We start from the raw sequence: 12,552 nt of genomic DNA, 5'->3' as shown, positions 1-12,552 counted from the left end.
TTCCTTATCCGCAGAGCTTTCCCGTACGATGTCCTCGCTGCGTCGTCATTTCGACGACGTGATTCTGCCTATGTGGACGGGCTCTGGTTTCAATTCAAGTCTGGGGCTGCCCTACGAGTCGCTCAGCGGCGATGTGCGTGAGCCGTTGCCGGTGCAACGGTATCGGGCGATGGCATGTGCCAGACAGCTCTATGTGTACGCCACCGCGCGAGGTGAGGACTATCACGCGCATGCGGCGAGACTCTTCGACGCACTCTTGCATTATTTCCGCGACGTCAAGCACGGCGGCTGGCGATATAGCGTCGATGCCGAAGGACGTCCCTTGGACGAGAGGCAAGACCTCTACACACACGCGTTCATCGTATTTGCCTGCGCTGCGTATTTTGACCGCTGTCACCGCGCCGACGCGCGGCAAGTCATGCTGCAGACCGCGCAGCAGATCGAGGGCCAATTTCGCACGGCCGATGGCACTTATCAAGCGGCGATGTCGGCGGATTGGACACAAGTCATGGCCGGCCCGGCGCAGAATCCCATCATGCACTTGACCGAGGCCTATCTGGCTGCTGCAAGGGTTGCCGAACCGGCTTGGTTTGCTCAGAAACTGCGCAGAACCGCGCAAGAGGTGGCGGATACCTTTCTGCATGCCTCGGCCTTATGCATTACCGAAGCTCCAACACGAGCCGTCGATAATGCTATCGAACCCGGCCATCAGTTCGAATGGTATGCGCTTCTTGCGAACGCACCCGAAGTCTTCGCCGACCTCGTGTTGCCGGTGACACTGCCGCGTGGATGCATTTGGGCACGCGAGCGGGGCGTGATGCCTAAGAGTTCGGGCGTATGCGCGGCCCTGCGCGAAGACGGAAGCATTAGCGACCCAACACAACGAATCTGGGCACAGGCGGAATATGCGCGCTATCTGGCCGTGCTGGGTGATTGGTCGGCGCTGTCCATACACTTGACCCAATTCCAACAGCGTTTCCTGCATGCCGGCGGCTGGCATGAATGCCTGGACTCTGAGGGGCAACTCGTCCGTGCCGATATGCCTGCCACGACGCCTTATCACTTGGCGACGTGCTATGCGGCGCTGCCCGAATCGCAATGACGCCCGGCTAATAATCGACGGAACCTGTCAATAATTGGGAGGATCGCTTACACTTTGCCAATTACGGTAAAGAGGTTGGTATGAGCATTATGTGTCCAGCGTGCCAGGCGATTATGCCGGGCCTGTCCGGAATCAAACCACATGCCGATCTGGGGCATCAGGGCTTTATCTATTCTTCACAGCGAGGGCGTGAAGGCTGTCGGGAAGACCGTTATCGTTGCCTGGCCTGTGAATCCAAATGGCTGCGGGAAACCGATAAATGGGGTACGGACCTGGGGTTTAAACTCGCGCCTTGATGCGCGTGTGCGATCGCTCTGCTGGCGGAAACCACCAATAGCGAACAATCAACGCAAGTAGCGCGCTAAAGGATAGCCAAGACGCCCAGTGCCAGAGGCCTGTTCCCAATAAAGCCGCAAGCAGTCCAAAAATGCTGAGCAACCCCAACGCGATGGGCCATCCCCACACAAACCAAAATCGACGATGCGTACTCATGTGGCGGACGACTGCGCGGCAGTGAGTTGATGACGGCGGATCAGTTCGGCGACGCGGGCGTTATTCGCCTTGCGACGCGCGATCCAGAGGTAAAGACCGCTGCCGAGCACGACGATTGTGATCAGATCGAGCAACGCCCACAGAATTTTTAGCGGCATGCCGCCATAGTCGCCAAAGTGCAGCGGGCGTGATATCTCCAGTGCGGTCAGATACCAAGGCATGCGCGCGACCGCACTGAGTTCGCCATTGACGCCATCGACCAGCACGGGGGTGTTGAGTTTGGATGTCAGCGGCGTGTTGCCTTTGAGCCAAACCACGTAATGATGCGGGCTGCCATAGAGATTACCGGGATAAGCGATGAAGGACACTTCGCGACCGGGCAGCGCGGTTAATGCCGTATCGGCAGCGCTTTGCACCGATGCGACTTCCGTAGGTACGCTGCGGCCTTGATAGGGGGCAAGAATACGCGGCAGTTCTGTCGACTGCCACAGGCGGAATAACGGCGTGGACAGTTCGTTGATGACCCCGGTAAGCCCGACCACGAACGCCCACACCAGCGTGACGATGCCGAGCAGATTATGCAGGTCCAGCCACTTTAATCGGGTGGATCGCGCAGCCCGGACGGTCCCGAATTCCAACTTCTTCATGAACGGACCGTACAGCACGACGCCCGATACGATCGCGATCACAAAGAGCAGGCCCATGAATCCCAGGAACAGCTCGCCCGCCAGACCCGCATATAAATCCACATGCAGCGCGAGCATGATCCCCATAAAGGAGAAACGATCCTCGGAATAGGGCGGGGCGTCATGCAGCACCTCGGCCGTGCGGGCATCGACGCGCACGGCATGGCCCTTTTCCACGGCGGTCCCGAGTTCGGGCACAAAGCCCACCCAAACCTGCGGCTCGTGGTCGTCCAGGTAGACGTAATCCACATATTCCTTGGGATACAGCGCCCTGGCGGCTGTGACGACCTTATCCAGACTGGCGCGTGGCGTGTCGGCAGGCAGCTCGGCAACGGGCTTGCCATCGTCGAACAGATCCTCAATCTCGTGATGGAAAATCAGCGGCAGGCCGGTCAAACAAATGACCAGCAAGAACACCGTGCAGACGAGGCTGGTCCATTTGTGGATGAGGTACCAGGTTTTGATCGTGGCGGCGGCCGGCATGCGCGTTATGGTTCGTAGAGACCCAAAAACGCAAAGATAGCACGAATAATACTTATTCTTATCAAGACTCCGTCAGGGGTTGGTAACGGAATGCACAGGAGCGCCGCCTAGTTCATCGCGCCGGAGGAGGTGCCTGCGGAATGGGGATCGCCAAGGCTTCGTTCCGCACCCCTGGTGGAAGATGATTCTCGCGGCTTGGCTGGCTATCAGCGGGGGCGACCGGGGGGCTCGCGGGTGCCACAGCGACCGGCGCAGCGGGATGAACTTGCGCCGATGGAGGCTGCGGCACCGTGCCGGCAAGCGGCACTTGGTTCCCAGCGGAGGGCGGAGCGACCTGCGACATACCGTTTTCTCCGCCTTCCATTGGTCGAACCTGGGTGGGGCTATTGTCGGCAGGTCGCATGTTGTTCAGGAAATCCGTCAGTTGATCGCCCGTGGGCAGATCCAGAGCCGCAACGGCCTGTCCGGGAGGGAATTCGGTGAAATAGTATTCGCCATCTGCCACCAGTAGTCCGTCTGGACGGGCGCGGCGGGGTTGCTCTGGCATGTTTTTCAGTACGGGCTTGGAATAATCCAGCCATGTCGACAATGCCAGACCGCTCCCGAACGCGTTGCTGCCTAGCGACTTCGGTTGGTCGAATCCCATCCACACCGCGGTCGCCAGTTCGGGCGTATAGCCGGCGAACCAGACGTCCACAGCGTCGTTGGTGGTGCCTGTCTTGCCGCCTAGATCGCTGCGTTTTAGCGTGCGCCCCGCGCGCGCGCCGGTGCCTTTGCTCGCCACTCCGCGCAACATATCGTCCATCACCCAGGCCGTGCGTGGGTCGATTGCGCGCGCGGTTTCATCGCCCGCGGTGACGGGTTGCGCCTGCATCAATACATTGCCCGCACGGTCGGTCACTTTGGAGATCAGGTAGGGCGGCACATGGTAGCCCCCGTTGGCGAAGACCGCATAGGCATCAGCGACCTGCAGCGGGGTGGCCCCGCCCGCGCCCAGTGCCAGTGGCAACACGGCCGGCCAGCGATTTTTCTCGAATCCAAATCGGGTCAGATAATCTTGCGCATACTGCGGCGTGATGGCCTGCAAGATACGGATAGACACCATGTTCTTGGATCGATACAGCGCTTGGCGCAGCGTCTGCATGGGCTGATAGTCGTTGCCATCGTTCTTGGGCGCCCAGGTACGCGAGCCGTTCGTCAGGACAAAGGGCTGATCGGAGATCTGCGTCGCTGGCGTCAGCCCCCGCTCCAGGGCAGCGGCATAGACGAACGGCTTGATCGTGGAGCCCGGCTGACGAAACGCCTGCGTGGCACGGTTGAACGATCCGCTATAGAAGTCAAACCCCCCGATCATGGCGCGGATGGCGCCGTCTTGGGGAGCGAGCGAGACCAGTGCGGCCTGCACCGTGGGGGTATTGAGGATTTCCCAATGATCACCCGTCTGATGCAGACGCACGATGGACCCACGCTGAATCCGCAGTTGCTCTTTGGCGCGCGGCGAAAGCGCGCGGGCGATGACGGCCAAGGATTTCTTGTCGGAAACCTTGACGATGTCTTTGGCGCTACGCGCAACGACCACCTCACTGGGGCTGGCGGACAGAACGACGCCGGTGAGCAAATCGGCCCGGTCGGGGTGCTCGTCCTGCACATTGTCGAGCACCTCTTCGAATGCTTGCACATCTTCTTCAATGCCGGGCGGCAGCTCGACTTGCCCCTCGGGCCCGGGATACGCCGCGCGACGCGTATAGTCCAGCACGCCCTCACGTACAGCTTGATAGGCGGCGCGCTGGGCTTTGGAATCTATGGTCGTGTAGACGTCGATGCCTCGGGTATAGGCGCCGTCTTGAAACAGATCGTAGATAATCTGTCGGGCCAATTCAGCGGGATATTCGCCACGCGCGTTGAGTTCGTTGTCCCCGGCGCCCTCACTGCCACGGATCTTCAGCGGTTGCTCGCGCGCTTGCTGCGCTTGCTCGGGCGTCAGATAGCCTAACGCCTGCATGCGGCCCAGGACATAGTGTTGCCGGGTCACCGCGCGGTCCAGGTTCGTAATCGGGTTCGAGCGCGAAGGCGCCTTGGGGATGCCGGCCAACAATGCGGCTTCCGCGGGCGTTACTTCGGCCAGCGGCTTGCCCAGGTAAGTGCGAGAAGCAGCCTCAAATCCGTACGAACGATGCCCCAGGTAGATCTGGTTCATGTAGAGCTCCAGGATCTGGTCCTTGGTGAGCTCTGATTCAATCTTGAAAGTCAGCAGCAGTTCATAGAACTTGCGCAAATACGTCTTTTCGGAAGACAGATAAAAATTGCGCGCCGCCTGCATGGTGATGGTGCTGGCGCCCTGCGATTTGGACATGTGCAGCAAATTGGTCACCATGGCGCGCGCCATACCCATCCAGTCGATGCCGCCATGCTCGTAAAAATCGTCGTCTTCGGCCGCCAAAAGCGCGTGCTTCATGACGTCAGGGATTTCGTTGAACGGCACGACATTACGGTGCTCTTGGCCGAATTCGCCGATCAACTCGCCGTCGGCCGTGTAGATGCGCAGCGGCACGCTAGGACGGTAATCCGTCATCGCGTGCAACGCGGGCAGGTTGGGCCACGTGAGGGCCACAGCCAGACCGATCAATACCGCGCCGCACACGCACAAACCCGCCAAACCCACGGCGATCTGGGCCACGATGCGTTGGCGGAAAAATTGCTTGATGCCACGCCGAGGCGTGGGCTTGGAATTCTCAGGGGTAGTCATTGCTGCTGATTCTAGGCCAGAAGCCTATAGACACGTCCTTGCTCAGTTTGGTTTCCGTAACCAAACGTGGCAGGGCGGTCAGGCCCCGCTGGCGCTCTGGCCTGGCTCAGCTATTGTATGTCCGTGGCTGCGTCCCCACTTTCTGCGTGAAGCACGCTTTCGGTGTCTGGCTTGAGGTGCATGCGCAAGAATGCCTCCATCGCCGCATAGAACTCGAATCTGTTCTCTTCGTTTTGGAAGCCGTGACCCTCGTTGTCTTTGATCAGATATTGCACTTCGACACCTCGCGCGTTTAGCGCTTGCACCACCTGATCGCTTTCGGCTTTGTTTACCCGAGGATCGTTCGCGCCCTGCGCGATCAGCAATGGGGTGCGGATACGGTCCACATGCAACGCCGGCGAGGTGGCCGCCAGACGTTCCCGATCACGTTCCGGGTGTCCGACCATAACGTGCATTTTGTCCAGCATCGGCTTCCAGTAGGGAGGAATCGTGTTCATGAAGGTGAACAGATTGGATACGCCTACGTAGTCCACGGCTGCGGCGTACAGATCGGGGGTGAATGTAATCCCCGCCAGCGTGGCGTAGCCGCCGTAGCTGCCACCATAAATACCGATGCGAGCGGGGTCGGCGATGCCTTGATCGATCAACCAGCGCACGCCATCGGTGATGTCATCCTGCATCGCCCGGCCCCATTGGCCGAAACTGGCTTCCCAGAATTTGCGGCCGTAGCCGGTGGACCCGCGAAAATTCATCTGCAGCACGCAGAGCCCACGGTTGGCGAGGAACTGGACTTCGGCGTCATAGCCCCAGTAGTCACGCTCCCACGGGCCGCCATGCGGATGGATGACACACGGCAGGTTGCGCGGCGTGCGGCCCGCCGGCAAGGTGAGGTAGCCGTGAATATCCAGGCCGTCGCGGCTGACATAACGTATTGGCGCAACGGGCGCCATATCCACCTCGCGGATGGCCGGATTGATGTCACCAAGTTTGTACAGCGCGCCCGTAGTCGCCTGGAATACATAGCGCGCGCCGGGTGTGCGGTCGTTATAGGTGGCGACGATATAAGTATCTTCTTCGCGGTTCTCGCTGATCAGAGCGATATGGTAGCCAGGCAATTTTTGTTCTAGCTGCCGGTACTGCGACTCGGTCTCGTGGTCGACAAAGTGACGATGTGGTTTATCGGTGTGGTAGCTAACGTGGGTGAGCTTGCGCTGCTTGGGCGAATATCCCACCCCACCTAAGTCGACCTCGTCGATGGCAAAGACGATGGTTTCTTCCTCAGGCTGCGCGGGATCGATGATGACCAGCGCAAGCTTGTCGCGCCCGCGGTTGCTAAGCGCATAGAGCTTGCGATTATCAGGGGTGAACAGGTGGGGTTGGATGCTGGTGCGGTAATCGGTAGTGATCAGAGGGGTGAACTCAGTGGCTTCATCTTCTCGATAAAGCAAAGTGGTATTCAAACCATCGCTGGAAACTCCGGCGCGAACCTTGCCCGCATGGTCTGTGACCCAGCCGATGACATCGCCGGGATTTTGTGCCACGAGGTCAGAGGCACCGGTGTGGACGTTCACGCGGTAGACATCAAAAACTTGCGGATCGCGATGATTATGTTGGATCAACACATGGTCAGGGTGATCGGGCAGATCATCTATGATCACTGCGCTGGCGCCGTCATACGGCGTGAGGTCCTGCACCGCGCCACTGCGCACGTTGACCGCGACTACATGAAAGTTTTCGTCGCCGCCGAAGTCCTTTTGATAAAGGACTATATCGTTGCCTTTCCAGAAAAAGAAGCTGATATCGCGCGCCGTCTCGCTGGTGAGCCGGCGAGCCTCGCCAACCGGTTTTGCGTTTTCCAGTGCCTGAACGAAGATGTTCATCCTCGCTGGCTGCCCATCCAGTGACACGGGCTGCATGTATCCCAGCGTCTTGCCGTCGTCGGCCAGCTGGAAGAAGTCGCGCTCGGGATTGCGGAAAAAATCCTGTAGCGGGTAGATTTTGGGGACAGGCGCGCTGCCCGCCTCGTAGAGCGCGGCATCATGACCAGGCTCGCCCGGTCGTGGGTCCACCGCCGCGTGTAGCGTAGCTACATTGGCGCAAACAAGGACAGCACCCATCCCGATCCGGGCCGCAATGCGCCGACCCATCCATGAAGCGCTGCCACGCCTGGGCGTGGATTTAACATACTGAGACGTGGTCATCGATGCTTATTCCGTGGGAACCGTCAGGCCGGTTCAGGGCCTGAGGTGTGTGACAAAGAATGCTTCCATTGCTTCGTAGAACTCGAACTTGTTCTCGTCGTTATGGAAACCATGGCCCTCGTTTTCTTTAACGAGATACTGCACTTCGACACCGCGATCTCGCAGCGCCTGCACGACCTGATCGCTCTCGGCTTTGTTGACACGGGGGTCTTGCGCGCCTTGCGCAATCAGCAAAGGTGTACGGATCCGATCCACATGCAGGGCGGGCGAGGTCGCCTCCAGGCGCTCGCGATCGCGTTCGGGGTGCCCGACCATATCGTGCATTTTGTCCAGCAGCGGCTTCCAGTAGGGGGGAATCGTATTCATGAAGGTGAACAGATTCGATACGCCCACGTAGTCCACGGCTGCGGCATATAGATCGGGCGTGAACGTAATCCCCGCCAGCGTGGCGTAACCACCGTAGCTGCCGCCATAAATGCCGATGCGAGCCGGGTCGGCAATGCCTTGCTCGATCAACCAGCGCACGCCATCGGTGATGTCGTCCTGCATCGCCAGGCCCCACTGGCCAAAGCTCGCTTCCCAGAATTTGCGGCCGTAGCCGGTGGAGCCGCGAAAATTCATCTGCAGCACGGCAAAACCGCGATTCGCCAGGAACTGCACCTCCGGGTTATAGCCCCAGCCGTCGCGCGCCCAAGGGCCGCCGTGCGGATTAACGATGCACGGCAGATTGCGGGGTTCGCGTCCCGCGGGCAGCGTGAGATAACCGTTAATCTCCAGCCCGTCTCGGCTGACATAACGCACCGGCTGCACCGGCGACATATCCGCCTCGGGAATCGCCGGATTGATCTCAGCGAGTTTATGCAGCGCGCCCGTAGTGGCCTGGAATACATAGCGCGCGCCGGGTGTACGGTCGTTGTAGGCAGCCACGATAAAGGTGTCTTCCTCGCGGTTCATGCCCTGGATGGCCACATCGTAGCCGGGCAGTTTCGCTTCCAGTTGCCGGTACAGCGCTTCCGTTTCGGCGTCGAAATAGTGGCGTTTTGGCTTATCGGTCTGGTAGCCCGCGACCGTCAGCACGCGGCGTTTATGTGAATACCCCACAGCGTCCAGGTCCACCTCGTCGGTGGCAAAGACCACGGTTTCCTCGTCAGGCCGCGCCGGGTCGATGGTCACCAGCGCGAGCTTGTCGCGACCGCGATTGCTCAGCGCATAGAGCTTGCGATCATCGAAGGTGAACAATGCCGGGCTCACGCTGGTGCGATAGTCGGTCGTGATCAAAGGCACAAAATCAGACGATTCCTCGTCGCGGTAGAGCAGGGTCGTCTCCAATCCGTCGCTGGTAATGGCCGCGCGGACCTTGCCTGCATGGTCGGTTTGCCAGCCCACGACATTGCCGGGATTCTCCGCGACCAATTCGGACGCACCGGTGTGGACATTGACGCGGTAGACATCGAACACCTGCGGATCGCGGTGGTTATGGCTGATCAACACGTGGTCCGGGTCATCGGGCAGGTCGTCCTCGATGCCAGCGCGCACATGATCAAACAAGGTCAGATCACGCACCACGCCCGTACGAGCGTTGACGGCCAGGACGTGGAAATTTTCATCGCCGCCAAAGTCCTTCTGATAGAGGACGATGTCGTTGCCTTTCCAGAAAAAATTGCTGATATCCCGCGCGGTCTCGCTGGTCAGCCGGCGTGCCTCGCCAATGGGCTCGGCATCGTTCAGCGCCTGCACGAAAATATTCATACGCGCGGGCTGGCCATCCAGCGACACGGGTTGCATGAATCCCAAGGTTTTGCCGTCGTCAGCCAGGCGGAAAAAACCGCGTTCGGGGTTGCGGAAAAAGTCTTGCAACGGATACTTTTTCGGCACGCGCGGGGCCGATTCGACTTGCGCGTTGAAGGTTTGCTTGCGGGTGTTCGACAATTCGGATCTCCTGGTCGCCTGGGCCTAAACGGGACTGATCGATCATGCCATAGCCGGGCACAGGCGTCGAACTGGCGGGGAATGGGGCGATTGCGGGATAATCGCAGCCACGATATGGGAGCGATCATGATGAGATTTGCAGTAGCCGCATTGGCGGTGGCGACCCTTGCCGCTTGCTCGACCGGGCTTTCTTCCGGGGGCAATACGCCAAGCGACAGTGTGACGGTGCAGTCGGACTACCGTTCGGTGTATCAGGCCGTGACCGAGCAGGCGGAGCGTTGTCTACGGGGTAAAGGGCAAGCCTATACGGTGCATGGCACGGTGGACGACGCGAGCCGCACAGCCTTGGTCCGCGTCGAGGCGCCGTTTACGGGCGACGATGTCGCGCGGATGAACATCAAGGGCGAGGGCGACCGTCAGACGCGAGTCGATATCGCGATGTGGGGGCGCGGTATCTGGAATGCGGGCGCGGTGCGTGCCATGCGCGCCGCAGCGATCTATCAGGTGCCGTCGTGCTCGACTTACATGCCGAGCGACCCTGTGCCCGAAGAACGCTCGAAACGTTAGGCGGGTGCTCTAGGAGGCGACAATTCACAGGCAGCGGCCCCGCGAGGCCGCGCCTGTCGTGGGGAACGTTCAATCCCCACCCGGGTGACTTTTCAACACCTTGAAGGAAGCCGAAGCCTTGGCTACCAATTCGCCCGCGGTGTTGCGAATTTCGCCCTCGCAGAACGCAATCGACGCACCGACGCGCAACGCCCGGGCCTCGATGATGAGATCACCTTCGCCGGGCGCGAGAAAACTGGTGGTCATATCGATGGTGGCCATGCCCAGGTCCGGCTGATGCCCACGCGCGGCCGCGCTCATCGTGAAATCCAGCACGCTCATCATGGTGCCGCCGTGCACGACGCCCCGGCTGTTGGTCAGTTCCGGGCGCATCGGCAGGCGGGTACGGGCATGACCAGGCGCTATGGTTTCGGGGATCAACCCCATCAGTTCCATCAGCGGGATCGTAAAGCCAAAATAATCAGTTTTCTGTGCAGTCATGGTTCTTCGTTACGGATTTACTCTGACATCGTCAGGTCATGTGCATGATATTCTGATTTGCATATCCGTTTGCTGACCGCTTTATCGCTTTTGTCATGTCTTCCCCTACGCGCAAGATCGTCCACGTCGACATGGATGCGTTTTACGCGTCGGTCGAGCAGCGCGACAATCCCTCGCTCAAGGGTTTGCCGGTCGTGGTCGCCTGGAACGGGCCGCGCTCGGTGGTCTGCGCGGCATCCTACGAGGCGCGCAAATTTGGCGTGCATTCCGCGATGTCGGTGGCGCGCGCGCAGCGGCTGTGCCCGAATGCGGTCTACGTGCCGCCCGACTTCAATCGTTATCGCGAAGTCTCCCGCCAGGTGCGGCAGATATTCGCGCGTCACACGGAGTTGGTGGAGCCTCTGTCGCTTGACGAAGCCTATCTGGACGTCACGGAAAATAAGCTGGGGTTCCCGTCTGCCACCGAGGTGGCGCAGGCCATCCGCCGGGAGATTTTCGAGCAAACGCGGCTGACCGCCTCAGCCGGTGTGGCGCCGAACAAGTTTCTCGCCAAGATCGCCTCCGATTGGAATAAGCCCAATGGGCAGTTCGTGATCAAGCCATCCCAGGTGCTGGCATTTTTGCAGCCATTGCCGGTGCGCAAGGTGCCTGGCGTCGGCAAGGTCATGCAGACGAAGCTGGAGTCGATCGGCGTGCAGACCGTGGGCGACCTGACGCGTTTCAGCGCCGCCGAGCTGGAGCATCATTTCGGGCGCTATGGCGTGCGGCTGTACGAATTATCGCAAGGGATCGATGAACGACCGGTGCAGCCGGATGCACCCCGGCAGCAGATATCGGCCGAAACGACGTTGATGGTCGACCAGCATCTGGATCAGATGGGCGAGGTGCTGGACCGGCTGGCCGATAAGGTATGGGCCGAAGGCGTGAAGAAGGGCGCGATCGGCCGTACCGTGGTGCTGAAACTGAAAACCGATGGCTTCCGCATCCTGACGCGCACCTTGACGCTGGCGCGCATGCCTGCGTCCGCGCGCGATCTTGCCATCGTGGCCCGGCAACTATGCAGCCGGGTGGATCTGCCCGCATCGACCCTTTATCGTCTGGCGGGCATAGGCATGAGCAACTTCGAAGACGTCGCCGAACAGGCCCGGCAAGCCAGTCTGGACCTGTTCGATGACGAGGTGATGGCGGGGTCGAGCTGATGCCGGTTGTGGCGACACGCATCGCGTCCGGCAGCCGCGATGCGTGGGGCGTGTCGGTATGACGGGGTTTAGCCGTTCAGGCGCTCTTTGACCTGTTTGGACACTTCGGCCATGTCGGCGCGGCCCGCCAAGGCAGGCTTGAGGATCGCCATGATCTTGCCCATCGCGGCGCCACCAGAGAGACCTTGCCCCGTCACATCGGCAATCGCGGCGGCAATCGCGGCGTCCACTTCCTCGGGCGCGGCGGCCTGGGGCAGGAACTCGCGCAGCACTTCCAGTTCGGCCATCTCCTGCGCGGCGGTTTCGAGGCGACCTGCCTGCTCAAATGCGGCGATCGATTCGCGGCGCTGCTTGACCTGTTTTTCGATGATGGCCGTGACCTCGGCATCGCTCAGTTCTTTGCGTTCGTCGACTTCTTTCTGCTTGACGGCGGCGACCAGGAATCGCAGTGTGGCCAGACGGGCGGTATCGCGCGCACGCATGGCGTCTTTGACGGCGTCGGACAGGCGGGTTTTGAGCGTAGAAGTGCTCATGCTGAAACCTTTGTATGAGTACAGGAACAAACCTTAAGTGTAAACCTTGCGGTTTTGACTCAGACGGTCTGGCCCAGGCATAAACCTTAGGTTATGGTTGCCCGATAGCTTGATATTTGTCGGTAAAGGGTTCC

General features: G+C 60.1%; 11 protein-coding genes. 4 read left to right on the top strand and 7 right to left on the bottom strand.

Translation table 11 applies throughout. The annotated features are described in order from the left end of the window. Window positions 1-28 precede the first annotated feature (28 nt). A complete protein-coding gene (locus tag GOQ28_RS13930; RefSeq protein WP_236844352.1) occupies window positions 29-1,102 on the top strand; it encodes an AGE family epimerase/isomerase in 1,074 nt (357 codons plus the stop codon). 80 nt (window positions 1,103-1,182) lie between these two features. Further along, the gene (locus GOQ28_RS18775) at window positions 1,183-1,398 is read left to right on the top strand and encodes a hypothetical protein (protein ID WP_336603779.1); all 216 of its coding nucleotides are present in this window, start codon (window positions 1,183-1,185) and stop codon (window positions 1,396-1,398) included. Here GOQ28_RS18775 and GOQ28_RS18660 read toward each other — a convergent pair. The 5 genes from GOQ28_RS18660 to GOQ28_RS13910 form a co-directional block, all read right to left on the bottom strand. Continuing rightward, window positions 1,382-1,594 (bottom strand): hypothetical protein, encoded by a 213-nt coding sequence (locus GOQ28_RS18660; protein WP_236844351.1) that lies wholly within the window; start codon window positions 1,592-1,594, stop codon window positions 1,382-1,384. The genes GOQ28_RS18775 and GOQ28_RS18660 overlap by 17 nt on opposite strands. After that, window positions 1,591-2,763, bottom strand: coding sequence for a PepSY-associated TM helix domain-containing protein (locus tag GOQ28_RS13925; protein WP_160349441.1), 1,173 nt, complete (start codon window positions 2,761-2,763; stop codon window positions 1,591-1,593). The genes GOQ28_RS18660 and GOQ28_RS13925 overlap by 4 nt, the downstream gene beginning before the upstream one ends. Window positions 2,764-2,875: 112 nt before the next feature. Beyond that, on the bottom strand, window positions 2,876-5,509 hold the full coding sequence (locus tag GOQ28_RS13920; RefSeq protein ID WP_160356877.1) for a penicillin-binding protein 1A: 2,634 nt from the start codon (window positions 5,507-5,509) through the stop codon (window positions 2,876-2,878). 110 nt (window positions 5,510-5,619) lie between these two features. After that, on the bottom strand, window positions 5,620-7,710 hold the full coding sequence (locus tag GOQ28_RS13915; RefSeq protein ID WP_236844350.1) for an alpha/beta hydrolase family protein: 2,091 nt from the start codon (window positions 7,708-7,710) through the stop codon (window positions 5,620-5,622). Between the two features lie 33 nt (window positions 7,711-7,743). Further along, window positions 7,744-9,639 (bottom strand): S9 family peptidase, encoded by a 1,896-nt coding sequence (locus tag GOQ28_RS13910; protein ID WP_160356876.1) that lies wholly within the window; start codon window positions 9,637-9,639, stop codon window positions 7,744-7,746. Window positions 9,640-9,765: 126 nt separating this feature from the next. On the opposite strand from GOQ28_RS13910, the gene GOQ28_RS13905 reads away from it, so the two are divergent. Further along, window positions 9,766-10,206: a BPTD_2524 family lipoprotein gene (locus GOQ28_RS13905; RefSeq protein ID WP_160349438.1), complete on the top strand. Its 441-nt coding sequence runs from the start codon at window positions 9,766-9,768 to the stop codon at window positions 10,204-10,206. 69 nt (window positions 10,207-10,275) lie between these two features. Here GOQ28_RS13905 and GOQ28_RS13900 read toward each other — a convergent pair whose 3' ends face one another. Then, window positions 10,276-10,686 carry a PaaI family thioesterase gene (locus GOQ28_RS13900; protein WP_160356875.1) on the bottom strand — a complete coding sequence of 137 codons (411 nt, stop codon included), beginning with the start codon at window positions 10,684-10,686 and terminating at the stop codon, window positions 10,276-10,278. A 95-nt stretch (window positions 10,687-10,781) separates the two neighbouring features. Here GOQ28_RS13900 and dinB point away from each other — a divergent pair, with 95 nt between their 5' ends. Then, window positions 10,782-11,885 (top strand): DNA polymerase IV, encoded by a 1,104-nt coding sequence (dinB, locus tag GOQ28_RS13895; RefSeq protein ID WP_160349436.1) that lies wholly within the window; start codon window positions 10,782-10,784, stop codon window positions 11,883-11,885. Between the two features lie 68 nt (window positions 11,886-11,953). On the opposite strand, the gene GOQ28_RS13890 is transcribed toward dinB, so the two are convergent. Next, window positions 11,954-12,418 carry a GatB/YqeY domain-containing protein gene (locus GOQ28_RS13890; protein ID WP_160349435.1) on the bottom strand — a complete coding sequence of 155 codons (465 nt, stop codon included), beginning with the start codon at window positions 12,416-12,418 and terminating at the stop codon, window positions 11,954-11,956. Between the last annotated feature and the right edge of the window lie 134 nt (window positions 12,419-12,552).

The sequence above is a fragment of the Bordetella sp. 02P26C-1 genome (genome assembly GCF_009763255.1).
Taxonomy (GTDB): domain Bacteria; phylum Pseudomonadota; class Gammaproteobacteria; order Burkholderiales; family Burkholderiaceae_B; genus Bordetella_A.
The sequence above is the reverse complement of the archived record's forward strand: the minus strand, read 5'-3'. Positions and strand labels throughout refer to the sequence as shown.

What these genes read in the sequence shown, in the direction of transcription:
- GOQ28_RS13930 (WP_236844352.1), top strand. Translation starts at nt 29, where the DNA reads ATGTCCTCGCTGCGTCGTCATTTCGACGACGTGATTCTGCCTATGTGG.
- GOQ28_RS18775 (WP_336603779.1), top strand. Translation starts at nt 1,183, where the DNA reads ATGAGCATTATGTGTCCAGCGTGCCAGGCGATTATGCCGGGCCTGTCC.
- GOQ28_RS18660 (WP_236844351.1), bottom strand. Translation starts at nt 1,594, where the DNA reads ATGAGTACGCATCGTCGATTTTGGTTTGTGTGGGGATGGCCCATCGCG.
- GOQ28_RS13925 (WP_160349441.1), bottom strand. Translation starts at nt 2,763, where the DNA reads ATGCCGGCCGCCGCCACGATCAAAACCTGGTACCTCATCCACAAATGG.
- GOQ28_RS13920 (WP_160356877.1), bottom strand. Translation starts at nt 5,509, where the DNA reads ATGACTACCCCTGAGAATTCCAAGCCCACGCCTCGGCGTGGCATCAAG.
- GOQ28_RS13915 (WP_236844350.1), bottom strand. Translation starts at nt 7,710, where the DNA reads ATGACCACGTCTCAGTATGTTAAATCCACGCCCAGGCGTGGCAGCGCT.
- GOQ28_RS13905 (WP_160349438.1), top strand. Translation starts at nt 9,766, where the DNA reads ATGATGAGATTTGCAGTAGCCGCATTGGCGGTGGCGACCCTTGCCGCT.
- GOQ28_RS13900 (WP_160356875.1), bottom strand. Translation starts at nt 10,686, where the DNA reads ATGACTGCACAGAAAACTGATTATTTTGGCTTTACGATCCCGCTGATG.
- dinB (WP_160349436.1), top strand. Translation starts at nt 10,782, where the DNA reads ATGTCTTCCCCTACGCGCAAGATCGTCCACGTCGACATGGATGCGTTT.
- GOQ28_RS13890 (WP_160349435.1), bottom strand. Translation starts at nt 12,418, where the DNA reads ATGAGCACTTCTACGCTCAAAACCCGCCTGTCCGACGCCGTCAAAGAC.